Here is a 24,865-nt window from a genome sequence, read left to right as displayed (position 1 = left end):
CGCGGTCCCTCGCGGTCCCTCGCGGTCCCTCGCGGTCCCTCGCGGTCCCTCGCGGTCCCTCGCGGTCCCTCGCGGTCCCTCGCGGTCCCTCGCGGTCCCTCGCGGGGATGGCCCGGATCTGGCCCGGCACGGTGAAACGCGTTAAGAGGGGTGAGCACTGCCAAGTGGCCCTGAACGTCCGGGCGAGCCGTCACCGGTCGTCGCGCGTGACCGCGGCGATCAGGCCCTCGACCACGCCGGCGCCGGCGTCGGATCCGTGCGCCTCCGCGCCCTCATGGGTGATGGCCTCCGCGCTGCGCGGGAACATCGCCCGCTCGTACGCGCCGAGTGCGGCCTCGACGTCGTCGGGGTGTGCGGCAAGGGACTTGGCGAGTTCGGCGCCGTCCAGCATGGCCAGGTTCGCGCCCTCGCCGTTCGGTGCCGAGAGGTGGGCGGCGTCACCGAGCAGGGTCACTCCGGGCACCCGGTCCCAGCGGTGTCCGGCGGGCAGCGCGTACAGCGGGCGCAGGACCGGGGCTACGTCGCTGTCGGTGATCAGCGCGGTGAGCTCGGGAGCCCAGCCCTCGAACTCCCGCGCGATGCGCGCCGTTGCCGCGGGCGCGTCGGTGAAGTCGATCGCGTCGAGCCACGCGCGTGGCTCGTTGAGCCCCACGTAGGCGTGGAGGGTGTCGTTCCTCTCGCGGTGGGCGAAGATTTCCCGGCCCTGCCCGGTCGCGACCATCGCGCCGCCACCGACCGCCTTCGCCGCGGCCGGATGCCGGGACGGGGCCTCGAACAGATACGTCTCGACGACCGACCTGCCGGTGTACCCGGGGACGACATCGGTGAGCAGCGGCCGTACGCGCGACCACGCGCCGTCCGCTCCGACCAGCAACCCAGTGACCGCGGTGGTGCCGTCGGCGAAGGTGACCTCGTGTCGGCCCTCGGTGAGCGTCCGTACGCCGCTGACCTTGTGGCCCCAGCGCACGGTGCCCGTCGGGAGTGAGTCGAGCAGGAGCTGCCGCAGTTCGCCGCGCTGTACTTCGGGGCGACCGCCCGTGCCGTCGTCGGTCTTCTCGAAGAGGACCGCCCCGGTCGTGTCGAGGACTCGCATCGCCTGTCGGCCCGGCAGGACCAGTCCGCGGAACTTGTCCAGCAACTGGGCGTCGGACAGCGCGAGTTGTCCGTTGTAGTCGTGGATGTCGAACATTCCGCCCTGTGCGCGGGCGGTCGGGGCGGACTCCGCCTCGTAGACCACGGAAGGTATGCCGTGCAAGTGCAGGACGCGGGCGAGCGTGAGGCCGCCGAGACCGGCGCCGATGATCGTGACATCGGTGAGCATGAGGTCTTCCTCCGAGGGTGGGTGCCGGTGTCGGTCCGGTGCCGTCGGTGGCGGGCGCCGGAGGACCGCAATGTCGCAGGGGCTGTCGACAGTTCACCGACAGATCGCCGATAGCCTCCGACAACGCAGCGACGCTCGTCATGCATGACGGCGCGGTGAGGGGCCCTCAACTCGGGCCGGGTGCGTTACCGGCCTCCGCCGGCACTGGCACCCTTTCTCGTGGCCATGTCCATGCCCTACGCTCCGGTCGTGATCGAACAGGTACTCCGAAGCCGTCTCACCACCGCGCGGCTGGAGACGGGTACGACGGCAACCGTTGTGCTGGACAAGTTCGGTACCGGGCTGCGGGTCCGCATCCCGCTGGCCGCCGTCGAAACCGTCCGAGTACGCCCACGGCGCCGCATCGAGATCGTGCTGACAGCCGGTCCGGGAGAGGCTCGGCCGGTCACCTACTCCCTGCGGCCCACCAGCGGCGCGGCCGCCCAGACCTTCGCCGATGCCGTCAACGCGGCTGTGCCGGTACGTGACGCCGCCGAGCCCCGACTCAGCGGGGCCCGACAGGTGTCCACGGTGCCGAAACCTCCCCGGGCGAAAGGGGTGGACAGTGCAGGGGCGGGGAAGGAGCGGGCCAAGCGGTGGTTCTTCGGCTTGCTGTTCGCCGCCGGGACGGTTTTGGCCTGCGCCACCGGCGACAAGAGACTCATCATCGCGTGGCTCGTCCTCTACGCGATGTTCCTGACCGGTTGCCAGGTCGTGCACATGGTGCGCAGCGCGACGGTGGATTGGTGGGTTCTGCGCCGTCGGGGCATCACCGTCGTGGCGACCTACCTACGGACCGAGTCCGATGAGGACTCCGAGGGACAGCTCTCCTCCACCGACGTCTACCGTCTGCAGGACGACAGGGGCGTGAAGCGCACCTACAAGGGAAACGGCAGGCTGGTCGCGACCGACCCTGACCGCATCGAGGTGACGTACGACCCACTCGTCGAGAGCCGGATGAAAGCACGACGGGAGCCCATGCACCAGGTCGTGTTCTTTCTCGCCTACCTGTTTCTCGGCATCCCGATCAGCGTGCTCACCGTGATGTACCCCGTGGTGTTCTTGCTGGTCGCTCTCTCGGAGCTGTAGTCGGCGGCACGAAGAGCGCCGCGCCGTCCCGAGGTCTCGCGCCGCACGGTCGAAGCTCGTGCCGGGTGCCGTCGTCCACCGGCATGCGCCGCTGAATGGAGGCATCGCGGATGTCGAGCCTTGGGCACCGGTGTCCCAATGTCAACGTGCCGGCTTCGCGTCGGACCGGCGGGGCAGGGCGTATCTGGCGAGCATCGTCTGGACGGCTTCTTCGACGGCGTCGTGGATGTCGGCGGCCGCGGGGCTCCAGTCGGTCAGCAGCATGCGGGGCCACAGGACGTAGTTGGCGATCATGCCGAGGAACTGGTTCGCGGCGCTCGCCCCGTCCGGGACATCGGCGTTCCCGGCCTCGTGCTCGGATTCCAAGTAGCGCTGGACGGAGGTGAAGTAGGGCAGTTTGCCGAGTTCGAACTGCATGCGCCCCAGTTCGGGGAAGCGAGGCAGTTCGGCGATGACGATGCGGAACAGGGCCGTCATGCCGGGCCGGCCGACCAGGTCGGCGTAGCGGTGGCCGATGACTGTCAGTCCGGAGCGCAGATCTCCGGTCTGTGGCGGCGCGGCAGCGTTGTCGGCGTCGCGCTGCCAGGACTCGGCGACGATGGCCTCGAAGAGGGCCGCCTTGGTGGGGAACCGCTTGAACAAGGTGGACTTCGAGACCCCGGCGGCGTCGGCGATGCGGGCCAGTGAGGTGCCGTCGTAACCACGATCCAGGAACAGTTCTGTGGCGGCGGTGATGATCGCCTCGCGCTTCTGCTGAGCGAGCCTGCGGTGGTGCGCGGAGAGTTCTGCTGCCATGCGGACAGTATGCCGTAGACCCGAGGCGAGTCACTTGACTCGCCATGGTGGTCCTGCTTACGGTCGAGAGCGATGCGAGTCGAGTGACTCGCATCGTATCTGTGGTGCCCGGCTGAGTTCCGGTGGCCGCGCGTTGGAGGAACAATTCATGACGACCGACAAGATCGCTTTGGTGACCGGTGCGAATCGCGGACTCGGCCGTGGCACGGCCATCGCTCTGGCCAAGCGCGGGGTACAGGTCCTGGTCACCCACCGCGGCGATGTGGCAGGGGCCGAGGAGACGGTGGAACAGGTGCAGGCGATAGGTGGGGCTGCCGCTGTTCTGCGGCTCGACATCAGCGACATCGCCTCTTTCGCGTCCTTCACCTCCGAACTGAGTGAGCGACTGGAGCGCTGGGGTGCATCGCGGCTCGACATCCTGGTCAACAACGCGGGAGTAGGGATCTTCGGACCGCTGGAGGACGTCACCATCGACGACTTCGACACGGTGATGGGCACCAACGTCCGGGGCACGTTCTTCCTCATCCAGTCCCTTGTGCCGCTGCTGGCCCAGGGTGGCCGTGTCATCAACGTCTCGACGTCACTGACCCGCCACACCAGCCCCGCCACCTCGGTCTACTCCGCCTCGAAGGCCGCCGTCGAAGCCCTGAGCCGCACCCTCGCCGCAGAACTCGGCCCACGCGGAATCCGGGTCAACTCCATCGCCCCGGGGCCGACGGCCACCGATTTCAACGGTGGAGCGATGCGGGACGACGTCGAGATGCGCCAGGTCCTGGCCGGACAGACCGCGCTCGGCCGCGTCGGCGAACCTGAGGAGATCGGCGACGCCATCGCCACGCTGGCCTCCGAGGGCCTGCGCTGGGTCACCGCTCAGCGCATCGAAGTCTCTGGCGGCGCCCTCCTCTGAGCGACACGGAACGACGGCTCATACAGAGGCAGGCGGCGACGGGCCCCGACTCTCACTCGCGGCCCGTCTCGTCCTCGTCCTCGTCCATCTCCGACGCATGGGATCGCGATGTGGACACAAGATGTCGACGGCGGGGGGCGATGTTCTCCTCGGCCGGGGCCGGGGCCGGGGCCGGGGCCGGGGCCGGGGCCGGGGCCGGGCCTGGGACTGGGGCCGGGGCTGGGCGACGGCGGCGTCAGCGGGCGGCGCGCGGTCCTGCGGAGGCGCGTCGATCGCTACGAACGGCAGGGCGGCGCAGCCGGGTCTCGAACCAGTCGACGCACTTCCGAGCCAGTCCTTCGGCGGTGCCGGAGACCTGGAGGAAGCCGTGTTCGGGTGCCTCGTGGAGGTTGAACAACTGATCGCAGACCTTCCCCGCCCGCACGTGCGTGCCATAGAAGTGCACGGCCCACTGGCTGAGGATCACCGAGTGCCTGTCGTCGAGGAGAGAGACCCGGACGAGAAGCGACGAGTCGTCCTCGGGCCGCGAGACGTTACTGGGAGCCCATGGCCCCCGCCAGCCTGCGGCCCGGGAGCGCAGGGCCGAGAGGAAGGCGCGTTCGGCCTCGTCGAAGTCCCAGGGCTCCTCGCCGTATCCCCGCGGGTCCTCGACCTCGAACCAATGGTTGATGTCCACGACGGGACGCTAGGCCAGTGCTGTGACCGCATAGGTTCGCCGGTTCGTTTGCCTTACAGGTTGTTCGCGTAGAAGCTGACGAGTCGTTCGACGGCAGCGTCGACGTATTCGGGTTCGTCGTACATCTCGTAGTGGCCGGCGCCGTCGATCACCATGAGGTCGACGGGGTTGGGAGCCAGCTTCCACAGCTGCATGCCGGTGTCGTAGGAGCCGGTGTTACCGATGCGTCCGGCGAGGATGACCTGGAGTGGCTGGGTCATGAGCTGATCGGCCAGGTGGAAGGCGTCGTAGCCCAGCAGGAGGGAGTCGCCGCGCAGCAGACGCCGGTTCGTGGAGTGTTCGTTGCCGCCGCGCTCGGTGCGGTAGTAGGTGACGGCCTGAGTGGTGTCGATGTCGGTCAGGCCCGCTGCCTTGGCGTCCTCAAGGGTGTCGGGCAGCCAGTTCACGCGGGTCGTCTCGCCGGAACGGGCCTCTTCGGACCGTGCGCCCGCGAGGGCGTCGAGTGCTGCGGCCGGACCGTCGGGCTGAAAGCCGCGGAACGCGTTGCCGATGTTGACGGGGACGACAGCGCCGACCGCTTTGATGCGATGGTCCGTGCGGGCGGTGTGCACGGCGTAGCCTCCACCGGCGCAGATACCGAGGACGCCGATGCGCCGCGGGTCGATGCCGGGGGTCGTGGTGAGCACGTCGATGGCGTAGGAGATGTCCTCACCTCGCCGGTAGGGGTCTTCGAGGTCGCGGGGCTCGCCCTCGCTCTGGCCCTGATGGGCGGGGTCGAGGACGAGCGCCGCGACGCCGCGGGCGGCGAGACGGGAGGCGTAGTCGGCGCCGATCTGCTCCTTCACGCTGCTGCCTGGGGTGGAGAGCACCACGGCGCGCACCGGTGTGCTGCTGTCGGCGTTGTCGGGCAGGTGGAGGTCCGCGGCGAGGTTGATGGGACCGCGCGGGATCGTGAGGTGCTGAAGCATGCCGGCTTCCTTCGTGAGATTGTTGTTCCATAGGAGCCCAGTACAAAGTGACATCTTGTACGATCTGAAACTAATACGAAACTGTATCACCTGGATGGAGGGTCGATGTCGGTCGACGGGGCGCAGTTGTGGACGCTGAACCAGCGGCTGCTGGCAGTCGTGATGGATGCCTGCACGGGGGAGCTGGCCGAGCTCGGGCTGGAGACGAAGGAGTTCTTCGTCCTGGCCGAGGTGGAGGCATCGCCGTATCCGGCTGAGATCGCGACTGCGCTGCTGCTGCCGAAGGCGAGCGTGACGGTCTACGTTCGCAACCTCGTCGCCAAGGGCTTTGTCCGCCGCGAGATCGACGAGGCGGACCTGCGGCGTCATCGGCTCGTACTGACCGCTGAAGGCACGCGAGCACGCGATCGAGCACTTGCAGCTCTCGCGGCGGAGTACGACCGCAGGTTGGCGAGGGTGACCGCTCAGGACCGCGTTGAGCTGCAACGCATCCTCAAAGCGATGCTCGCCTCGCCCGCCTCAGGCCGTATGCGCGAGTGATTCGTCCGCCCGGTGCTCTGCTCCACGTTCGGGCCGCGACCGCATGGGTTCGTCGGATCGTTCAGGTCGCGACGGCAAGGGACGTCCGCCCCAGCGGATGCCCTTCTCGCTTCGGACGCGGGCACGTTCGCGATGCTGCGCCGCGTCATGGCGGGGTGGGTCAGCAGATGATCCCGCGGTGGGGCGAGCCCTTCGCAGCGCTGAGTCCGGCACAGTTCGACCGGCACTTCGCGCTGGTGCGGCGTCTGGCGGCGTGGTGGCACGGTGGCGGATGTGCCGGAGCAGTCGTACGAGGCGGGCCAGGACGCTGGTAGGTGCTCGAAGCCGACCAAGCGCAGGACCGAAGACTCGCAGAACGCCGCTGTCACCGACGGTGGGCCGTGCGGAGTTGCCGAGGCTGGGGGAGCGCGGTGTCCGGGACTGAGGACCTGCGCTCGTTCCCCTGCCCGGACCGTCCGCGGGCGCGGGGCCGGACCCACTGAGGCAGACTGAATTCATGGCCGACCTTCAAGCTGCAGGCGCGCCATCGCGCTGGTTCGGGCAGGGACCGCGGAGCGTGTCGGAGGCTCGGCGGTTCGTGCGGTCCGCCTCCGCCCTGGACGGCGTCGCGTCGGACGTGGTCGAGGCCGCTCAGCTCCTGGTCAGCGAGTTGGTGACCAACGCGGTGCTGCATGCCCGGACCGAGGTCGAGGTATCGGTCCAAGTGGACGACGGCACGGTCCGGGTGGGGGTGAGCGACCGACGGCCGGACCGCCGACTCATGCCGTACGCGTACCCGCCGTACGCCGGTACGGGACAAGGGCTGGCCATCGTCGGGTGCTTGGCGTCCCGGCACGGTGTCGAGGTGGGTGAGGACACCAAGACGGTGTGGTGCGAACTGGGGCCCGCCGAATCTCCTACCGGAACCCTCGACGAGACCCCCGACGGAGTCTCTGCCGGAGCCCACCGACCGTCGGACGAGTGCGAGTGGGGGGACATCCCGGCGCTGCCTGTGGACCCTGCCCCAGGCGCTACCGTGACCCTGATCGACGTGCCGGAAGCGCTCTACTCGGCCTCCCAGCAGCACCGGCACACGCTGCTGCGCGAGGTCGCCCTCGCCGTGGCCGCCGGGGAGGACCTGGGTGTGTCACCGGACGAACTCGCGGCGGCCCAGGACGTGAACCACCTGATCAGCACCTGGGTGACAGCCGCGATCCAACAGGAGTCCGGCGGAGCGGAGATCCGGTCGCTGCCCCTGTCCGTGCCGTCGGACGCCGGGCCCGCCGCGCAGGCACTGCGTACGGTCCTCGACCTGGCCGAGGAGAAGGCCCGTGACGAACGGTTCCTGACCCTGCCGGCACTGCCGCGCAGCCGCGTCTTCCACGAATGGCTGTTCGACCAGATCATCGGCCAACTCGCCGGCGGGCCCCCCACCGCGTGGACGGTGGTGCCCCGGGAGCCGGGCGCCAGCCCGTCGGAACTGGTCCCGTGGGACCCCGGCCAGGTGCGGGCCAGCAGAGTCCCGACGATCGCCGCCGACGAGCGGAACACCATCATCGCTGCGAACGGCCCCGCGGCGAGCCTGCTCGGCCGGCACGCCGACGAACTCGTCGGCCTGCCCCTCACCACCCTGATCCCGGAACACCTGCGCAAACGCCACATCGAGGCGTTCACGTCTCTGCTGCTCAGCGGGGAACCCCGCATCCTGGGCCGCTCGGTGCCCCTCCCCGCCCTGCACCGCGACGGCTGGCTGGTGCCGGTCCGGCTGTTCATCCAGACCCAGGAGACGACTGACGGCCGCACCGTCTTCGTCGCCCAGCTCACCCCCAGGGCCACCACGGCGGCGACCCCACCGGGCCCGTCCGGCGGCCGGGCCCGGTCATCGGCACCCCAGCAGCCGGACGGCCGCACCCCGTCGCCCGCCCCGCCGCACACCGAGGAAACCGAAGTCGGAACGCCGGCGCTGAAACGGCTTTCTCTGCTGGCCGACACCGAAGCCGCACTGAGCGGGGCCACCAACCTCGACGAGGGTGTGGAACAGGTGGGCCGGGTGCTCACCGAACGGCTCGCCGACTGGTGCGCGGTGGACCTGTTCACCGAGGAGGCCGCCCAGGCGGACCGGGTCTGCGTCGTCCACCGCGCACCCGGCTCGCCCTGCCCCCACGCCTACGAGGGCCTGCTTCCGCCCGTGACGGAGACCGCTCGCGGCCCTCTCGCCCGTGCGCTACGTGGTGCCGGCCCCCTGCTCCTCGTCGAGCCCTTGGCGCCGAGCCAGACGACGAGTGCCCTGGACGCCCACTACCGGGATCTGTTTCGCGGCATGGGGACGCACAGCGCGGTCGTCACCCCGCTCCGGACGCGCGGCAGGATCATCGGCGCCCTCACCGTGGCCCGGGGCACCGCGGAACGGCCCTTCACCGAGGACGACCTGCCCCTGATCGACGATCTGGCGCGCGTCTTCGCCCTGGGCGTGGACAACACCCGCCTGTACCAGGAGACGCGGAACATCGCCGAACGCCTCCAGCGCTCGCTGCTGCCCGTCCTCCCCGAGATCGACCACCTCCAGATCGCCGCCCGCTACGCAGCCTCCTCCACCACCGCCCAGGTGGGCGGCGACTGGTACGACAGCTTCGTCCTGCCCAGCGGGGACACCGCCCTGGTGATCGGCGACGTCGCCGGCCACAATCTCGACGCGGCCATCGCCATGAGCCAGTTGCGCAGCATGCTGCGCGGCATCGCCGTGGACCGACGGGAGCCCCCCGAGACGGTCCTGCACCGACTGGACATGGCGAACCAGAGCCTCTACCGAGAGGCCACCGCCACCTGCATCTACGGACTCCTCAAGGGCCCCAAGGAGGGCCCCTGGGAGCTGGTGCACTCCTCAGCCGGTCATCTGCCGCCCCTCCTTGTCACCGAGGACGGCCACACCCGCTTCCTGGAGGACGGCGCGGGCGTACTCCTCGGACTCGACCCCGACCTGCCCCGCCCCCGGGGCCGCAACGCCATCCCGGCCCACTCGACCGTCCTCCTCTACACCGACGGCCTGATCGAACGCCGCAACGAGTCCCTGAACGACGCCATGGACCGCCTCCGCCGCCGCGCCGCCGACCTGGCCCGCGAACGCCTCGACGTGTTCTGCGACGAACTCCTCATCGGCCTGGGCGCGGACAACGACGACGACATCGCCATCCTCGCGATCCGCCCCGCCCCGTCCTCGTAGCACGTACGCCGGGTAGTTCTCCGGTGCGACACGGCAGCCGCGGTGCCTCGCGCGTCGGGCAGCACCGCTTGGCGGGCGACGTGCCGCGCCGTGCCCACCCGCTTGTGCACGGCACCGCAAGCACGGGCCACTGTCTTGTGCCGTCCGGCAGGTCGCGCTCCCGGGCATGCCGCTGTTCCTACCGAAGTGTGACCGGGCGTCGAGCCGACGTGTGCCGACGGCGCAGCACGCGAGTGTGGGTGGAACACGGCGCAAAGGGCCTCCCAGCAAGGCCCCGTGGCGGCGCGGGCCTTGAGAAGCCGACCGAGCAGGGCGGTGCGTGTTCGGCCCGCGCGCCTTGCTGTTCCGAGGCCGGCCAGTGATTCTGGGCAGGTGCCAGGACAGGGGAAGAGAAGGCGGCGGCGACAGGAGCAGCGACAGCGGTTCGCCGTTCGTACCGCGCCGGACGCGGGACAGTGGGAAGTGCTCGTCGAGACCGGGGACCAGGCGGAGATGCGTACGTGGTTGCGCCGACTTCAGGAGACAGGAGTCGACGAATCGATGATCCGGATCGACACGCTGTGCGGGCGACTGGAGCTGCCGACCGCCTACCGGCTGAGCCGCTTCGTGACGAACCCCGCGCGCGAGTCCGGGCACGAGGGTGCTGATCGCTGAATGCTCCGGCAGGTCGGGGCGCGTTGACCGACGCGGGGTAGGGCGACCGCCCCCCCGTGGTCACGCCAGCTCCGATCCGCGTCGCGGTCAGCCTCAGGACACAGAGTCACCGGCCGTTCGCTCAGCTCCGGTCGCAGTCGTCAACCCGTTTCCCGCCCCCCGTCCCTTCGTCGCATCGGCCAACACCGTCCGCGCCAGACCGCGTAGCCACACATGTGCCGGATCGGTGGGGAGCACCCCACCCCATGCTCTACACGGTGATGACCGCACCCACCGCACCCACCGCACTCGCCCAGGCGCCCACCGCCTTCCTCTCTGGCGAGGGCCCGCAGGCCAAGCAGACCGTCCACCGGCTTCTCGAATGCCTCGGCTGGCCGTGAGAGTGGATCACGTACCTCGGAGGGATCGAGACCGCGCAGGCCGTAGAGGCCGCCGTCCGGTTCGTCCCTCATGTGATCCGGGCCAGCGGATTCGCACCCTTTGCCATATCGATCGCCCGCTGACCGAATGAAGAGGCGGTGGGCCGAGGTAGGCATCTGTGGGCCTGTACAAGCGCCTCAAGGGGCAGCCACTCCGAGTTCCGGTCCGCCGTAGTGCCGTAGGAGGACTTGGAGCTCGTCGGCCGACGAGCCGAACGAAGGAAGGCAACACACGCCCTGATAGAACGAAGGCAACTCACGCCCTGATAGACGGGCTCCCGATCCGAGGCCACTCACACCGGGCGGCGTCCGGGGCACCTGAGCTGGAGCCTCGACACCGTCATGCGGTACGCGAACGCCGCGTGTCGGCAGGCACGATCCGATCCGCGAGAACCGCCCCGGCCTGAGCAGACGGGATCGATCCCCACAGGCCGGGCACCCGGAGCGATGCCGCGCTGCGCTGCGCGGCGCACCAGGCCAAGAGCACGAGACGCGTCACTCGGACCCGAGCCGCTCCACCACCCGTCGCATCGCCTCCCGCACGGCGTTGCGCGCGTCGTCGGTGTGGTCGAGACCCTCGAAACCGTGGTGTCCGTCCGGAACGTCGAGCAGCTCGAGCGGGGTGCCGCTCGCCTCGGCCGCCGCGACGAACTCGGCAACGGTCGCTGCGACCGCTGACGTTTCCAGACCCGCCCGGACCAGGACGAACGGCACCGTTCCGCCGCCTGCCACCGCCTCCGCGGGCCGGAACCGAGGGTCGTTCACGCCCCAGCCCGGAAGCGGAGCCATGATCGGGTAACAGGCCGCCAGGCAGCGCAGCCACGGCGGCGTCTCCCTGAGCCACGGGGCCGTCATCGGTCCGCTGCCGGAGAAGAACCACAGCGCGATCCGGTCCCCGTCGACACGAGGGTCGGCGCGCACTTCGGCCACCGCGGCGGCCAGGTCCTCGGCAGCCGTCGGATAAGCGCTCACATCGTGCAGCCTGTGGTCGAGCGTCACGCCGATCACGCCCTGTTCCGCGGCATACCGCGCGTACGAGGTGAACGTCGTCCAGTCGCGCGGCGTGGGCTCTACCCCGGCCGGCACCGGACCACCGTGCACGAACACGATCGCCGGCCGCGCCGTCGTCTCCGCACCCTCGGGTACGTACAGATCGATGTTGCCGCAGCGTTCGCGGGGGACCTGCGGTACGTCGAGAAGGAAGGGGCGCAGGTAGGCAGGTGTCTCCGGCGCCTCCTCCGGCGTCACGAGGCTGGTTCCCTGGCCCGCGGCCGCCGCGAGGAGTACGTCGGCGAGCTCCTCGGGGCACGACAGCATCGGCCAGTGCCCGGTGGGTAGTTCGAAGAAGGTGACGTCGGGCCTGGACAGGGACGCGAACATCGGATCACCGAAGCTCATCAGCATGCGGAGGGTGGCGATGGTCGCCCCGCTCTCCGCACAGAGCACACCCGTACTCGGAAGGCTCTCCGCCTCGCCGGTCAGCCGCAGGGGTTGTGTCAGCGTGCCCAGAGGCTGGGCCGCGGCGGAGGTGGTCAGCAGGTCAAGGTCTTCGTCGGACAGGCCGGCCGTGCTTCCCCAGCGCTGCCACTCCTCCCGCGGGGGCGGCGGCAGTTCGCCTGTCGTGCCGTCGGACGCGGCGAACCGTTCGCGCACCTCCTGGTCGGCGAGCGTCGCCAGCGCCGCTGCACCGTCCTGCACCGGAGCGGTGTCGACGTAGACGATCCGTGCGATGCGGTTCGCCCGCCGGTCGGCCGCGCCCACCGCCGGGTGCATGCCGTAGTCGTGCCCGACCAGGACGATGTCCCGCTCGTCCGTCGTCGCGCCGATCGCGTCGATGGTCTCGACCACGCGGGCGATGTGCGTCTCCAGATCGGCCGCCGAACCAAGAGGCACGAGGTGCGTCTTCGCTCCACGGCCGGTCAGCTTCTCGGCCGTGGCGCGCCACACCTGCGAGCCCGTGAACAGCCCAGGAACCAGTACGTATTCCATCATTCCCCACACCCCTCGGGACTCCGCGTCGGCGACCGGGTCCATCCGCCCGCCTCGATGACGGGTAGATTAGGAACTCCCCTTGAGGGAGATTCAATTGTCGCTGTCGCCCGAGTCCGAGCTCGATGCCCCGCCCTTGTCCGGCTCCGCGCCGGCATCCGACGGTCTCTGGAGCATCGGCGAGCTTGCCGAGCAGGCGGGCACCACGGTGAAGACCGTCCGCTTCTACTCCGACAACGGTCTGTTGCCGGAGGGCACCCGCAGTGCCGGAGGGCACCGCCGCTACGCTCCCGACGCCCTCGACCAGCTCGCGTTCATCCGCTCCCTGCGCAACCTGGGCCTGCCCGTACCGCAGGTGCGCCGCATCGTGGACGAACGGGCAGGTGCGCAAGGAGTGCTGGAGGACGCCGTTGCGGAACAACTGCGCACGCTCGGTTCTCGGCTGAGCTCGTTGCGCTGGCAGGAGTCCGCGCTACGCCTGGTGCAGGAATCGCCCCCGGGGGAGCGTGCGGAGCGATTGCGGCTCGTGGGCGCGTTGGGTACGCCGCCGAACACCGCGCCGCTTGCCAGGTTCTGGCGGGCCTGGCTGCCGCCGCGGATGCCGCCGAAGGCGCGGGCCGCCTTTCTCGACGCCACCGTTCCCCAACCGCCGGATGACCCGTCACCGGCGCAGGTCCTCGCCTTCGCCCGGCTGTGTGCCCTGGTGTCGAGCCCGTGCCCGACCGGCCCCGCGCCACGTCCCACGCAGCCTGCCGCGCACCGGTCGGCGGGCGCGCGGGAGTCCGCCCTGCTCTACTCGGGGCTTGCGGAGGCCTACGACCTTGCCGCCCTGAGGATGCGCGCAGGCGGGAATCCCGAGGAGGGCGACGCGCTCGACTGCTTCGTGGCGACATACGCGAGCGTTCTCGGCTGCCACGACACACCTGAGTTCCGCCGCGAACTGGCCCAGCAACTGTCGGTCGACCCACGGCTCGACGGCTACTGGGAACTGGTGGCGGATCTGCACACGCCGGAGGGCGGCGACCCGGAGCCGAACCCGGGCACCGCGCATGACTGGTTGCTGGCGGCGCTGGACACACGGCTTGAGGTCTGAGGGTCCTCGGGGCCACGTGACAGGCATGACACATAAACTCCTGCCATCCGACCGACCGGCGCCCCGACCCTGGAACGATTCTGGAATGAGCCTGAGAGGAAACGCCCGGTGAAGGACTGGGAGGACGACGAGTACTGCCTTTACGTCAACGGCGGCGAGGGATCGGACCTGTGGAGTCTGCTCGCCGACTGGAGCGAAAGCGAGGACGAGAAGGAGTGGGTGACGCACATTCCGCGCTTCACCCGCCTCCTCACCTGCTGGAGCCGGCTCGGATTCATCAGAGTGTTCCGTTCGGACCAGTGGCCGGCGGAACTCACCGGTGAGGAGGTCACCGGCCAGGAGCTGGAGGTTCTGCTCGCTGATCCGAGCAGTTGGGAGTACGTTGAAGAACCGACGCGCTGGATCTGCGTCGCTTCCGGTGACCGGGACATCCAGGAGCTGGAGGAAGGCATGTGTGAGACGCACAAGGTCCCGTGCCGGACGTCGTCGTAGCGAGAACGTGATCGGTGCCTGCGAGACTGCCGCCTCTGCGGATGGTGGCGAAGTGGTGTGTGGTGCCGGTGCTCGCCGGGATGCTCGGCATGAGTGTCGTGGGGTGCGGAGCCCATGACGACGGGGACAGGGGCACGGGCGAGGGGGCCAGCGGACTCATCTCGGCGCTGTCAGGTGCCCCCGCGTCGGCGGGCGAGCAGAGCCTCACGTACCGCGACGTGGATGTCGTGCGCAGGCTCGTCGCCGCGGACAGGGAGCTGTACGCGGGGCTCGAAGGCTTCGGCGTGTGGGAACTGTCCGGCAGGCGCACGACCGCCGCCTTCACGAAGGAGTCGTACGGCTTCGGCGCGAAGGACGTCAACACCTCGCTGATGGTGGGCACGGGCCAGGCGCAGCGGCTGACGGGCACGTTCGATGTGGAGGCGGCGCGCAAGGCCATGGAAAAGCGCGGCTACCGGGCCTCGGACAGGAACGGTGGCGTGCGCCTGAGCACGGAGGGGGCAGACCACCTGGATCGCGTCGCCACCGGGGATCTTCCGGCCGTCGGGCAGGGCAATGTCCGAGAGGGAGTAGCGCAGCGGCAGGTGCTTGATGGCGGGTTCGTGGCGCGGGGTCTCTCGGCAGTCTCTGGCCGACCGGCGTGGTGACACTCGTCCTGATCGTCATCGGCTGTGCGCTGATCAGCGTCTGGCGGACGCGTGCCGCGACGAAGGGGAACCGGCCGCCCGGGAAGTAGCCGGGCGGACGCCTCTCCCGCGCGGTGCGCCGCGCGAGACGGCGATGGATCTCATGATCCGCGGGACAGCGGCGCGTCTCATGATCCGCAGGACGGCGGTGCATCTCATTACCGCGCGACGGCGGTGCATCTCATGACCGCGGGACAGCGGTGGGTCTCATGACCGGCTGCGCACGCGACTCACCGCTTCTGCTTGCCATCACAGGCATCCGGCGGGCCCTCCCTCTTGACGTGCCCCTGCTCACACTGGCTATATGGGAGCGCTCCCATACGTACGTCGCGCCACCCTTTCCTCACCCCGAACCCCTCACCCCGCCGGAGCCGCAGTGAGAAGAAGCGCGAGAACGACCAGCCCGGCCAAGGCGATCATCGCCGCCCTGGCCACCCTCCTCGGCCTGATCACCCTGACGGCCCCCACCGCACACGCCGCCCCCGCGCCCGACAGCGCCGCCGCCGCGACGGGCCTGCATATCAGTGACGGCCGCCTCCTTGAGGGCAACGGCAACGACTTCGTGATGCGCGGCGTCAACCACGCCCACACCTGGTATCCGGGCGAGCCCCGGTCGCTGGCCGACATCAAGGCGTTCGGCGCCAACACCGTGCGCGTCGTCCTCTCCGACGGCTACCGCTGGAGCCGCAACAGCGCCCAGGACGTGGCCGCCGTCGTCGCCGACTGCAAGGCCAACCGCCTGATCTGCGTCCTGGAGGTGCATGACACCACCGGTTACGGCGAGGACGCCGCCGCGGGCACGCTCGACCACGCCGCCGACTACTGGATCAGCCTCAAGGACGTCCTCGCCGGTCAGGAGGACTACGTCGTCATCAACATCGGCAACGAGCCCTGGGGCAACACCGAGCCGGCGGGTTGGACCGCCCCGACGACCGCCGCGATCCAGAAGCTGCGGGCGGCCGGGTTCGCCCACACGATCATGGTGGACGCGCCCAACTGGGGCCAGGACTGGCAGGGCGTCATGAAGGCAGACGCCCGGCAGGTGTACGCCGCCGACCCGACCGGCAACCTGATCTTCTCGATCCACATGTACAGCGTGTACGACACGGCCCAGGAGATCACCGACTACCTGAACACCTTCGTGAGCGCCCGACTCCCGCTCGTCATCGGCGAGTTCGGCGGCCCGGCCGACCAGTGGGGCGACCCCGACGAGGACACCATGATGGCCTCCGCGCAGCGGCTCGGCCTCGGCTACCTGGCCTGGTCCTGGAGCGGCAACACCGACCCGGTGCTCGATCTCGCGATCGACTTCGACCCGGCGCGCCTCAGCTCCTGGGGCGAGCGCATCTTCCACGGCGCGAACGGCATCGCCCAGACCGCCCGCGAGGCCACGGTGTTCGGCTCCACCACGCCCGACGCCCAGGCCCCCACGGCCCCGGGCACGCCGAGCGCGTCCGCCGTCTCGCCCACGTCGGCGACGCTGACCTGGCCGGCGGCCACGGACAACAGAGGCGTGACGGGCTACGACGTGGTCCGGGTCGCGGGCACCACGGAAACGCCGGTCGCGTCCACGACGACGACGAAGGTCACCCTGGACTCCCTCACCCCGGCCACGACGTACACCTTCGCCGTGTACGCGAAGGACGCGGCCGGAAACCGATCGCCCCGCTCGGCCACGGTCACCGTCACCACCGACAAGGACACCGGCACCCCCGGCGGAAGCTGCGCGGTCACCTACCGCGTCGTGAACACCTGGCCGAGCGGCTTCCAGGCCGACATCGCGATCCGCAACACCGGTACCGCCCCCGTCAACGGCTGGACCCTGGGCTTCGCCTTCCCGGCCGGCCAGACCGTCAGCAACATGTGGGGCGGCACCCCGTCCCAGACCGGCGCGCAGGTGCGGGTGGCCGCGGCGTCCTACACTGCGACGATCCCGGCCGGTGCCACGACGACCCTCGGCTTCACCGGCACGACGACGTCCGGCAACAACGCCGCTCCCACCGCGTTCACTCTGAACGGCGCCGCCTGCACGACCTCCTGACCCCCGGCCGCCCTGTCCTCACCCCGCCGTCCCGGCCTCGAACGTGCTGCTGTGCACGTCGTCCAGCCGTAACCGTGGGGCGGGGTCAGGGCCCGGACAGCCGTTCCGGGCGGCGGCAGGGGGGGCTGGCCAGCCGTTGTTCGGCGTGTTCGGTCGGCCAGATGAGTCCCGCCGCTCCGGGTCCATCAGCCTGTGGGCGTACCGATCTGGTCGCGTTCGAGCGCGGAGCGCAGCTTGGAGAGGGCCTGTGCGACGGCCGATGCCGAGGGCCTGTCGAGGGTGCCGCCGATCAGCTCCGCCACCGCATCGTTGTAGGTCTGCTCCGCCGCGTCGACAAGCCGCGAGCCGTCATCGGTGAGGGCCAGCAGTGAGGATCGGCGATCGGACGGATTCGGCTGGCGGACTGCCCACCCCTGCCTCTCCAGACGATCGACGGTCTTGCTGGTCGCCCCGATGCCGATGGCGAACTCGCCCGCCAGGTCCGCCACGCGGCAGGCGGGATGGTCGCGCAGATAGCGCAGAGCCTCGAACTGCGAGGTGACGATCCCGTGCAGCTCGCGGAGACGGTCGTTGAGGGCGTTGTACAGACGCGTCTCACAACGGACCAGGTCGGCGAAGAGACCCGGGAGGTCGACCGTCGCACCGTTCATTTTTGATGCCATGGCATATAGTTTACTTTACATGCCGTGGCATATAGTGCGACGGCATGCACTTACGGCAGGAGAGCCAGGATGAGCAAGGAACAGCGCGCGCGGATCGACGCGATGCTGCGGCAGCCGCGACCGGAGGGCCCCCGAACGGTCGAGGCGATCCGAGCCGGATTCGAGGCGCTGATGGCCCCGATGATCGTGCCCGCCACCACCCGCACCGAACGGACAACCCTCGGCAACCGGCCCGCACTGCTCGTCGAGTCGGGCGACGGGCCGCGCGACGGGACGATCCTGTACTTCCACGGCGGAGGGTGGGTGTACGGCTCGCCCGAGAGCGTGCTGTCGGTCACGGGGCACCTCGTCGCCAAGACTGGCTTCGTGGCGTACTCGGTGGACTACCGGCTCGCCCCCGAGCATCCGTTCCCGGCGGCGATCGAAGACACCGTGAGCGCCTACCGTGCCCTCCTCGACGGCGGTCAGGACCCTTCGGCCATCGCCTTCGCCGGGGACTCGGCCGGCGGCGGCCTCGCCGTCACGACCTGCCTGGCCGCCCGCGACGCGGGCCTCCCGCTGCCCGCCGCCATCGTGGCGTTCTCACCGGGCCTCGACGCCACCCGCACGGGCGAGAGCATGAGCACCAAGGAGGGTGTCGATCCGATTCTGACCCGCACGTCCGTGGAGCACATCGGTGCCATGTACCTCGCCGGAGCCGATCCGTATCAACCCTTGCTCAGCCCGGCCGTCCTCGCCGATCTGACCGGCTTTCCGCCGACCCTCCTCCAGGTGGGCGCCAACGAGATCCTGCTGGACGACTCCGTACGCCTGGCCGCGCGGGCGAGGGCGGCCGGAGTGGACGTCATCCTGGATGTCACCGCTGACGTGCCGCACGTGTTCCAGTCGTTCGCCGGCGTCCTGGACGAGGCCGACGAGGCACTGGACCGCGCGGCCCTCTTCCTCAGCCAGCGCCTCGGCGCCGCGGGCGCGGCGCACGCGTCAGCAGGATAGGGCGAGCCGCGACCACCGACGAAGAGGCCGTCACGACGGCCGCCCGCCCGGCTTCGACTGTGCGGGGCACTGCCAGCGCGGGTGTCGGCGAGCAGGCCGGTGTGCGGCTCACGCAACGGTGAAGTCGGCCGCCTTGGTGTCCAGCGTCGTGTCGCCGTCCTCGGTGGTGGCCAGGACGGCCACGTGCCACCGACCGCGCGGGGACGCGTCGGCCTCGACGCGGGTGACGGTGGCCGTATAGGTGCAGCGCACGGTGTCTTCACCGGACGGCTTGCAGACGGCCGACTCCACGGCGGCCATGTCCTTGGCGGTCAGCCCCTTCTTGACGAAGGACGAGTTCGCGGGCCAGGCCAGGACCTTCACGTCCTTGACGCCGGAGGACGCGGTGATGTCGGTGGTGAAGGTCAACGAGCCGCTGCGGTCACCGTCCGGGGCGGCGTAGCGGGCAGCGCTGTGCGCCACAGAAGGAGGCTGGTCCCCGGCGTAGGCGACGGCGGTCGCTCCGGCACCCGCGAGGACGACGACACCGGCGGCCACGGACAAGACGACACGTCGCGACATGAGAAATTCCCCCAAGGTTCAGCAGGATCAGATCGGCGCTCTCGTCTGCGCCGTTGCCCCCATCCTGGCCGCGCGGCGAGCACCGGGTATGAGCAGACGTACTCAACCCGGGCCTGAGTAGCTGGTCAGCCGGGCCAGCCGGGGTCCCGTTGCCCGGCCACGGTGGGACGGCCTTGTGCGGGTCCGTGGACGGTGTCGGGTCAGCTCTTGTCGGCGCATACCTCCGCCTCCGCCAGATACCGCGCCACCGGCCCCAGCGTCAGCATCCCGCTCGCCCCGCCCGCGTCTTCGGTTCGGGCGGCACGCAGGGCTGCTGCCGCGCGAGCGGCGACCGGGCGCTCGCCGAGGCGGGCGGCGGCACGGGCGGTCAGGCACCAGAGCGCCTCCTGCATGTGATCAAAGGGTGGTTCGGGCGCCATGGTCAGGGCGGTGCGGGCCTCTTCGTCCCGGTGGAGGGCGAGCAGCACCAAGGGGCGCGTCCAGGGGTGGTACGGGCCCCAGTCGAGGGCGGGATCGGTGGGCGCGGGACGGTCGTGCAGGAGACGTAGGCCAAGCAGGGCGAGGGCGAACAGGCCTCGGTGCAGCCCCGGCATGCCCGCTGTCTCGGCGAGGGCGTGTTCGGCGGCACGGTACTGCGCCGCGGCCGTGGCGGCGGTCGGTCCGCCCGGCTCGGTACTGCGGGCGGCCGTGACCCGGGCCCGGAACCAGCCGGTGAGTACGGGGACAAGAGAGGCCTCCGTGCTGACGGCGAGCTGCTCGGCGGCGTCGGCGTGTGCGCAAGCGGCGTCGAGGTCGCCGAGAGCTGAGGCGGACTGCATGCGGACAAGCCGACCGAACACGACGAAGTCGGGCAGCTCGTGCCGGGCGGCCAGGTCGAGGATCTCGGCGCCGATCACGTCCCGGGCCGCCGCGAGCCCGGGACGGGTGAAGGACTGGAGGAACACGCCGTTGAGAGCGAACACCAGCAGGGCAGGATCGTCCAACTCCCTTGCCAACGCCTCCGCCTCGCGCGCCGCCTGCCCGGCTCGCCGCCGTTCGCTTGCGGACAGGTCGGCGCTGCGGCTCTCGACCGCGACCGTGGCCAGCAGCCGGGCGCGCAGTCCGGCGGGGCCGTCGGTGCCGAGCGCGGTGAGCGTACGCTCGGCCGCCGCGACGACGGCACGGGACTGATCGAGATGGTCGGCCCGGCTCCAGAGGGCGGGCACGTCATAGGCGCCGATGACCCGGGCGGTCAGGGCGATGTCCCCGGTGTGCTCCGCCGCCCGGACGGCGGCCAGGCGGTCGCGCCGCGAGTGGACGAGGGCGTCACCTCCCGCCAGGGCCAGGGTGCGCGCCAGTCGCACGGTGGTACGCGGACCGAGCCGTACGCCCGCGGTCCACACGGTACGCGGGGGCTGAAGCGTCGTGGCTCCGCGAAGAATGTCGGTCTCCAGACGCTGGAGGTCGGCGCCGGGGTCGAGCCCGAGCTGGTCCGCGAGCATCGTGCGGGCGCGGCGGAGGGTGGCCAGTGCGTCCGCCTGACGGCCTGCCCGGTGCAGGGCGCGGGCCAGCAGCCCCCAGGCCGGCTCACGCCAGGGGTGTGCGGTGACGTGGGCGCCCAGCTCGGCGACCAACTCGGCTCCAGAACCGGAGTCGAGGATGAGGCGGGCGCGTAGTTCCAGACCCTCCAGTCGCAGTTCCTCCAGCCGCGTTCGTTCGTGCTGGGCCCACGGGGAGCCGGCCACGTCGGCGTAGGCGGGGCCGCGCCAGGCCGCGAGGGCCGCGTCGAGTTCGGTCAGCGCGTCGGGTGTACGCCGGGCGCGGGCCAAGGCGTCCTCGAACCGGTGGACGTCCACGGTGTCGCGCGGCAGGCGCAGCGCGTAGCCGGGTCCTTCCGTGACGAGGACGCGCGGCGGGGTCCGGGGCGGCCTGCCGGGTTCGATGACGCGGCGCAGCGCGGCGACGAACGTACGCAACGCACCCACGGCGCGCACCGGCGGCTCGGCCCAGAAGTCGTCCACGAGGGTGTCGGTGGGGACCATCCGTCCACCAGCGGCGACGAGCCGGGCGAGGACCTCGCGGTGGCGGGGTCCGCCCAGGTCGACCGGGGTGCCGTCGTCGTGGAAGGCCCGCACGGCACCGAGTACGTCGATTCGCATGCCGTCCATCTTCCGTGCCGCGGGTCCGTGACGACGAAGCGTACTGATCGGCTGCTGATCGCCGTCGCCCACGCTGTCTCCGTCACCTCCCGGACCAAGGCGTTCGCCGGTCCACCGACCCCAGGAAGGGGCCCTTCATGACGCTCACCATCCCCGGCTTCGACCACGTCCGGCTGCCCGGCGCCGACGGAGTGGAGCTGGCCGCGGCCGTCGGCGGCAGCGGCAGTCCGGTCGTGCTGCTGCACGGGTTCCCACAGACCCATCTGATGTGGCGGCACGTCGCCGAGCGGCTCGCCGACGAACACACGGTGATCTGTCCCGACCTGCGCGGCTACGGCGCCAGCGACAAGCCGGTGGCCACCGGCCCTGAGGTGTATTCCAAGCGCACCATGGCCGCCGATGTCGTCGCCCTGGCGGCGGCGCTCGGCCATGAGCGCTTCGCCCTCGTCGGCCACGACCGGGGCGCCCTGGTCGCCTTCCGGGCCGGGTTGGACCATCCCGAGACACTCACCCACCTCGGCATTCTCGACGTCGTGCCGACCCTGGACATGTGGAGCGTCCTGCACGGTGTCCCGGCGGCGGTCGGCTACCACCTGTTCCTCATGGCACAGCCACCGGGCCTGCCGGAAACGATGATCGCCAACAGCGCCGATGCCTTCTTCGGCTCCTTCCTCGACTCCTGGGCCAAGGACTCGTCCGCAGTGCCGGAACCGGTCAGGTCCGCTTACCTGCGGGCAAGCGCCGCGGCCGTGCCGTCGATCGTCGCGGACTACCGGGCCTCGGCGGGCATCGACGTCACCCACGATCAGGCGGACCAGGACGCAGGTTCCCAACTGGCCATGCCCGTGACCGTCGTTCAGCAGGACTGGGGCGCGCGACTGGGCTACGACGCCGCCGCGGTCTGGCACGCGTGGGCGCCGGATCTGGACCACCGGCTGACCGGCGCGGGGCACTTCATGGCCGAGGAGGCGCCCGACGAGATCACGAAAACGATCCGCGACCTGCTGCTGCGCTGAGCACTTCAGCGAGCCGGGCCACGGGAGCGGCGGGGGAGCCCGGGGATCGGAACCGGCCGTCCCCGCCCCGCGCGGTCAGGCCATCTCTACGTAGCGGTGGACCCGGTCGAAGCGCCGGGCCGCCACGTCCCGGCGGCGGATCACCCAGTGGGCCACGCCGGAGTCCAGTTCCGTGACGTCGTCACCGCACCTCCAGGTGGCCAGGAGAGCCCAGTCGTCGGCGTCCTCCCCGTGGACCTCCTGGGGTCCACGGGCGTAGTGCACCGGGTCGTTCTGGGGCGAGACCGGATGGCCGCCGATCTGCAAGGCCCAGGAAGGGCGGTAGCCGCCCACGTGCGCCCAGGCATCGCTGAGTTCGTCGGCGAGTTCGAACTGCTCGTCCCCGGGAAAGTCGCCCCATCTGTCGAGGGCGAAGCTCTCCGGCATCTGCGCGCTCGGCCGGTGCCAGAACGTACGGAGCTCACGCGGCCGGTAAGGCTCGCGCCAACTGTGTGCGAGGGGGGCCGAAGTCACCGGGGTCCCGGCAGCGACGTACAGCACCGCGTCGGACACCTCTCCTCCGATGTCCTGCACCTCGGTGCCGGAGAAGAGGAGCAGGTGGCCGTCGGCGGGGAGCGGGAGGCTGGTGGCGCCCGGCGGGAGAGCTGCGAGGTCGACGGAGGCCACGAAGAGTTCGGACGGCCTCGGCACGCCGTGCGGCAGCAAGGGGTGGCCGCCGACCCGGGCGACGAGAGGACCGTCACCGCCCTCCGCCAGGTACACCGCTGGACGGAGGACACGTATCCATTCCTCCACCTCCTCCGACGGCAGGCCCAGGGATGCCGCCTCGGCCCGGAAGTTGTTCACCCTGTCCATGTTCTCGTCGGTCACCGGGCCACCTTAAGGGGTCCAACGGCGGGTAGTGGCAGGGCCGAACTCGCTTGCCGAGTGGCTCATTTGGCGCTGCTGATCTTTGAAGCGTGATGCGTGATGTCGGCAGAGTGAGTCAAGTGCCTGCGGGACGCCGGGCTCGATGCCCCCGCCCCGGAAGTCAGGGGCCAGGTCGTCCTCGGCGCTCAGTCGAAGTGGAAGCGGGACCCCAAGGCGTTGCCGTAGCGGGTGGCGGCGCCGATGGGCCGATGCCGATGGGTGCGATGCGCATGTGCGGCACGTTTCGTGAGGAGCGGTGGCCAGAGCGGGCGCGCTCACCCCGCGACCGAAGCGGACTGGCAGCTCTGTTTGTTATTACATAACGACGTGCGGACGTACTGAGCTTCATGAGGAGTGCGCCATACTGACGGTGTTCGCAGCAGCGCCCAGGAGGGTCACGTGGAGTCGTTCACGAAACTGATCACGATCGATCGGGCCAGTCCGGTCCCGCTGTACTTCCAGTTCGCTCAGCAGCTTCAACAGCTCATCGAGACCGGCGTGTTGCCGCCGGGCACCCGGCTGAGCAACGAGATCGCCCTCGCCGACCAGTTCGGGCTGTCCCGCCCGACCATGCGGCAGGCCATGCAGCACCTTGTCGACAAGGGGCTGCTGGCCCGCAAACGCGGCGTCGGCACTCAGGTCGTCACCAACCGCATCCGGCGCCAGATCGAGTTCTCCAGTCTGTACGACGACCTGAAGCGCGACAACCGGAATCCACACACGAAGGTTCTGTCGGTCCTCACGCAGTCGGCGGGCGCGGCGACGGCCGCGGCGCTGCGGGTCGAGGAGGGCACCGACGTACTGTCGATCGAACGGCTCCGGTACGCCGACGACCAGCCCATCGCGCTGATGCGCAATCACCTCCCTGTCGGCCTGGTCGAGCTGAGCGCGGAGAGCCTGGCCGAGGCGGGCCTCTACCAGTTGCTGCGCCACTCCGGCGTGCAACTGCACACGGCCGAGCAGACCATCGGCGCCCGCCAGGCCACGACGGCGGAGGCCAAGCTCCTCGACGAGACCCGCGGCGCCACCCTGCTGACCATGACCCGGACCGCGTACGACGACACCGGCACACCGATCGAGTACGGGACACACGTCTACCGTGCCTCGCGCTACTCCTTCGAGATGACGGTCGCGGCCCGCTGACCGCGCCCCGCCGCCTTCCGGGCCGCCATCGAGTGCCCCTGCACCCGGCGCGGATCGTCCACCCCCACGCCGATCGACCGTGAGGACCTCTACCGGTTCTCCCGCTCGGTCGACGATGTCATGGGCGGGCTTGCGCACACACGTGCTCGTGGACCTGGGATCGGCGCTCTTCTTCTTGGTGTCGGAGTACGGCTTCGCGGACACGCTGGGTCTTTCCGGGGTGGCGCGCGCTGGGCCTGTCCCGGGGGGCCGCGCAGATCGTGTCCGGCCTCGGTTTCATCGGCGGCGGCTGCGCGAGATCGTCCAGGAGTGCACCGGTGCGGGGCTCCATGTCTCCGGGCTGCGGTCGGCCGGAACGCTGCCGACGGGTGCCGCCGCCCCGCAGGTGGGTGTGATGCTGGGGCTGTCGGGGAAGGGCGTGCAGGACGAACTGGTCCCGCGCCTCTGGACCGGGACGGCATCACGGAGGTGATCTTGTTGGAGGACGAGGTGATCTGAGCGATGTGCTGCCCGGCGGTTGTCCAGCCCGACAGCA

21 protein-coding genes and 1 pseudogene are annotated in these 24,865 nt (G+C 70.4%); 13 read left to right on the top strand and 9 right to left on the bottom strand.

The window, feature by feature from the left end:
- Positions 1-190: 190 nt before the first annotated feature.
- Entirely contained in the window at positions 191-1,321 is a 1,131-nt protein-coding gene (locus tag ACIRF8_RS31995; RefSeq protein WP_404220529.1) for an FAD-dependent oxidoreductase, read from the bottom strand.
- 249 nt (positions 1,322-1,570) lie between these two features.
- Between ACIRF8_RS31995 and ACIRF8_RS31990 the strand changes: the two genes are divergently transcribed.
- Positions 1,571-2,449, top strand: coding sequence for a hypothetical protein (locus tag ACIRF8_RS31990; RefSeq protein ID WP_404220526.1), 879 nt, complete (start codon positions 1,571-1,573; stop codon positions 2,447-2,449).
- 141 nt (positions 2,450-2,590) lie between these two features.
- Here the strand turns inward: ACIRF8_RS31990 and ACIRF8_RS31985 are convergent, their stop codons facing one another.
- Positions 2,591-3,244 (bottom strand): TetR/AcrR family transcriptional regulator, encoded by a 654-nt coding sequence (locus ACIRF8_RS31985; RefSeq protein WP_404220524.1) that lies wholly within the window; start codon positions 3,242-3,244, stop codon positions 2,591-2,593.
- Between the two features lie 148 nt (positions 3,245-3,392).
- Here ACIRF8_RS31985 and ACIRF8_RS31980 point away from each other — a divergent pair, with 148 nt between their 5' ends.
- Positions 3,393-4,151: an SDR family NAD(P)-dependent oxidoreductase gene (locus ACIRF8_RS31980; RefSeq protein WP_404220522.1), complete on the top strand. Its 759-nt coding sequence runs from the start codon at positions 3,393-3,395 to the stop codon at positions 4,149-4,151.
- A 235-nt stretch (positions 4,152-4,386) separates the two neighbouring features.
- On the opposite strand, the gene ACIRF8_RS31975 is transcribed toward ACIRF8_RS31980, so the two are convergent.
- Together ACIRF8_RS31975 and ACIRF8_RS31970 are read right to left on the bottom strand one after the other, a co-directional pair.
- A complete protein-coding gene (locus tag ACIRF8_RS31975; protein WP_404220520.1) occupies positions 4,387-4,827 on the bottom strand; it encodes a hypothetical protein in 441 nt (146 codons plus the stop codon).
- A 53-nt stretch (positions 4,828-4,880) separates the two neighbouring features.
- Positions 4,881-5,795: an alpha/beta hydrolase gene (locus tag ACIRF8_RS31970; protein WP_404220518.1), complete on the bottom strand. Its 915-nt coding sequence runs from the start codon at positions 5,793-5,795 to the stop codon at positions 4,881-4,883.
- A gap of 105 nt (positions 5,796-5,900) precedes the next feature.
- Between ACIRF8_RS31970 and ACIRF8_RS31965 the strand changes: the two genes are divergently transcribed.
- The 4 genes and pseudogenes from ACIRF8_RS31965 to ACIRF8_RS31950 all read left to right on the top strand — a co-directional run.
- A complete protein-coding gene (locus ACIRF8_RS31965) occupies positions 5,901-6,335 on the top strand; it encodes a MarR family winged helix-turn-helix transcriptional regulator (protein ID WP_404220516.1) in 435 nt (144 codons plus the stop codon).
- A 496-nt stretch (positions 6,336-6,831) separates the two neighbouring features.
- Complete coding sequence (locus ACIRF8_RS31960; RefSeq protein ID WP_404220514.1) at positions 6,832-9,534, top strand: SpoIIE family protein phosphatase; 2,703 nt, start codon at positions 6,832-6,834, stop codon at positions 9,532-9,534.
- Positions 9,535-9,996: 462 nt separating this feature from the next.
- Entirely contained in the window at positions 9,997-10,188 is a 192-nt protein-coding gene (locus tag ACIRF8_RS31955; protein WP_404220512.1) for a hypothetical protein, read from the top strand.
- A 245-nt stretch (positions 10,189-10,433) separates the two neighbouring features.
- Positions 10,434-10,691 (top strand): annotated as a pseudogene (locus ACIRF8_RS31950) (NADP oxidoreductase); the annotation flags it as partial.
- A 411-nt stretch (positions 10,692-11,102) separates the two neighbouring features.
- Here the strand turns inward: ACIRF8_RS31950 and ACIRF8_RS31945 are convergent.
- Positions 11,103-12,599, bottom strand: a complete 1,497-nt coding sequence (locus ACIRF8_RS31945; RefSeq protein ID WP_404220510.1) for an alpha/beta fold hydrolase — start codon at positions 12,597-12,599, stop codon at positions 11,103-11,105.
- 100 nt (positions 12,600-12,699) lie between these two features.
- On the opposite strand from ACIRF8_RS31945, the gene ACIRF8_RS31940 reads away from it, so the two are divergent.
- From ACIRF8_RS31940 to ACIRF8_RS31925, 4 genes are all read left to right on the top strand, one after another.
- Positions 12,700-13,689, top strand: a complete 990-nt coding sequence (locus tag ACIRF8_RS31940; RefSeq protein ID WP_404220683.1) for a MerR family transcriptional regulator — start codon at positions 12,700-12,702, stop codon at positions 13,687-13,689.
- Positions 13,690-13,797: 108 nt separating this feature from the next.
- Positions 13,798-14,181 carry a hypothetical protein gene (locus tag ACIRF8_RS31935; protein ID WP_404220508.1) on the top strand — a complete coding sequence of 128 codons (384 nt, stop codon included), beginning with the start codon at positions 13,798-13,800 and terminating at the stop codon, positions 14,179-14,181.
- A 41-nt stretch (positions 14,182-14,222) separates the two neighbouring features.
- A complete protein-coding gene (locus tag ACIRF8_RS31930; protein ID WP_404220506.1) occupies positions 14,223-14,828 on the top strand; it encodes a hypothetical protein in 606 nt (201 codons plus the stop codon).
- Between the two features lie 415 nt (positions 14,829-15,243).
- On the top strand, positions 15,244-16,908 hold the full coding sequence (locus tag ACIRF8_RS31925) for a cellulase family glycosylhydrolase (protein WP_404220504.1): 1,665 nt from the start codon (positions 15,244-15,246) through the stop codon (positions 16,906-16,908).
- 185 nt (positions 16,909-17,093) lie between these two features.
- Here ACIRF8_RS31925 and ACIRF8_RS31920 read toward each other — a convergent pair whose 3' ends face one another.
- On the bottom strand, positions 17,094-17,570 hold the full coding sequence (locus tag ACIRF8_RS31920) for a MarR family winged helix-turn-helix transcriptional regulator (protein WP_404220502.1): 477 nt from the start codon (positions 17,568-17,570) through the stop codon (positions 17,094-17,096).
- 69 nt (positions 17,571-17,639) lie between these two features.
- Here ACIRF8_RS31920 and ACIRF8_RS31915 point away from each other — a divergent pair, with 69 nt between their 5' ends.
- A complete protein-coding gene (locus ACIRF8_RS31915) occupies positions 17,640-18,563 on the top strand; it encodes an alpha/beta hydrolase (RefSeq protein ID WP_404220500.1) in 924 nt (307 codons plus the stop codon).
- Positions 18,564-18,671: 108 nt separating this feature from the next.
- Here the strand turns inward: ACIRF8_RS31915 and ACIRF8_RS31910 are convergent, their stop codons facing one another.
- Together ACIRF8_RS31910 and ACIRF8_RS31905 are read right to left on the bottom strand one after the other, a co-directional pair.
- Positions 18,672-19,124 (bottom strand): DUF5707 domain-containing protein, encoded by a 453-nt coding sequence (locus ACIRF8_RS31910; protein WP_404220497.1) that lies wholly within the window; start codon positions 19,122-19,124, stop codon positions 18,672-18,674.
- Between the two features lie 200 nt (positions 19,125-19,324).
- Complete coding sequence (locus ACIRF8_RS31905) at positions 19,325-21,262, bottom strand: BTAD domain-containing putative transcriptional regulator (RefSeq protein ID WP_404220495.1); 1,938 nt, start codon at positions 21,260-21,262, stop codon at positions 19,325-19,327.
- Between the two features lie 137 nt (positions 21,263-21,399).
- On the opposite strand from ACIRF8_RS31905, the gene ACIRF8_RS31900 reads away from it, so the two are divergent.
- Complete coding sequence (locus ACIRF8_RS31900) at positions 21,400-22,278, top strand: alpha/beta fold hydrolase (RefSeq protein ID WP_404220493.1); 879 nt, start codon at positions 21,400-21,402, stop codon at positions 22,276-22,278.
- Between the two features lie 75 nt (positions 22,279-22,353).
- On the opposite strand, the gene ACIRF8_RS31895 is transcribed toward ACIRF8_RS31900, so the two are convergent.
- A complete protein-coding gene (locus ACIRF8_RS31895; RefSeq protein WP_404220491.1) occupies positions 22,354-23,148 on the bottom strand; it encodes a DUF1963 domain-containing protein in 795 nt (264 codons plus the stop codon).
- Positions 23,149-23,586: 438 nt separating this feature from the next.
- Here ACIRF8_RS31895 and ACIRF8_RS31890 point away from each other — a divergent pair, with 438 nt between their 5' ends.
- Positions 23,587-24,330 (top strand): GntR family transcriptional regulator, encoded by a 744-nt coding sequence (locus tag ACIRF8_RS31890; RefSeq protein ID WP_404220489.1) that lies wholly within the window; start codon positions 23,587-23,589, stop codon positions 24,328-24,330.
- Positions 24,331-24,865: the final 535 nt, after the last annotated feature.

This window comes from Streptomyces sp. NPDC102406, assembly GCF_044765725.1.
In the GTDB taxonomy this organism is placed as follows: Bacteria; Actinomycetota; Actinomycetes; order Streptomycetales; family Streptomycetaceae; genus Streptomyces.
The sequence above is the reverse complement of the archived record's forward strand: the minus strand, read 5'-3'. Positions and strand labels throughout refer to the sequence as shown.

Excerpts from the sequence above, each read along its gene's own strand:
- ACIRF8_RS31995 (WP_404220529.1), bottom strand. The coding sequence starts at position 1,321 with ATGCTCACCGATGTCACGATCATCGGCGCCGGTCTCGGCGGCCTCACG.
- ACIRF8_RS31985 (WP_404220524.1), bottom strand. The coding sequence starts at position 3,244 with ATGGCAGCAGAACTCTCCGCGCACCACCGCAGGCTCGCTCAGCAGAAG.
- ACIRF8_RS31980 (WP_404220522.1), top strand. The coding sequence starts at position 3,393 with ATGACGACCGACAAGATCGCTTTGGTGACCGGTGCGAATCGCGGACTC.
- ACIRF8_RS31970 (WP_404220518.1), bottom strand. The coding sequence starts at position 5,795 with ATGCTTCAGCACCTCACGATCCCGCGCGGTCCCATCAACCTCGCCGCG.
- ACIRF8_RS31965 (WP_404220516.1), top strand. The coding sequence starts at position 5,901 with ATGTCGGTCGACGGGGCGCAGTTGTGGACGCTGAACCAGCGGCTGCTG.
- ACIRF8_RS31960 (WP_404220514.1), top strand. The coding sequence starts at position 6,832 with ATGGCCGACCTTCAAGCTGCAGGCGCGCCATCGCGCTGGTTCGGGCAG.
- ACIRF8_RS31945 (WP_404220510.1), bottom strand. The coding sequence starts at position 12,599 with ATGATGGAATACGTACTGGTTCCTGGGCTGTTCACGGGCTCGCAGGTG.
- ACIRF8_RS31930 (WP_404220506.1), top strand. The coding sequence starts at position 14,223 with ATGGTGGCGAAGTGGTGTGTGGTGCCGGTGCTCGCCGGGATGCTCGGC.
- ACIRF8_RS31920 (WP_404220502.1), bottom strand. The coding sequence starts at position 17,570 with ATGGCATCAAAAATGAACGGTGCGACGGTCGACCTCCCGGGTCTCTTC.
- ACIRF8_RS31915 (WP_404220500.1), top strand. The coding sequence starts at position 17,640 with ATGAGCAAGGAACAGCGCGCGCGGATCGACGCGATGCTGCGGCAGCCG.
- ACIRF8_RS31910 (WP_404220497.1), bottom strand. The coding sequence starts at position 19,124 with ATGTCGCGACGTGTCGTCTTGTCCGTGGCCGCCGGTGTCGTCGTCCTC.
- ACIRF8_RS31905 (WP_404220495.1), bottom strand. The coding sequence starts at position 21,262 with ATGCGAATCGACGTACTCGGTGCCGTGCGGGCCTTCCACGACGACGGC.
- ACIRF8_RS31900 (WP_404220493.1), top strand. The coding sequence starts at position 21,400 with ATGACGCTCACCATCCCCGGCTTCGACCACGTCCGGCTGCCCGGCGCC.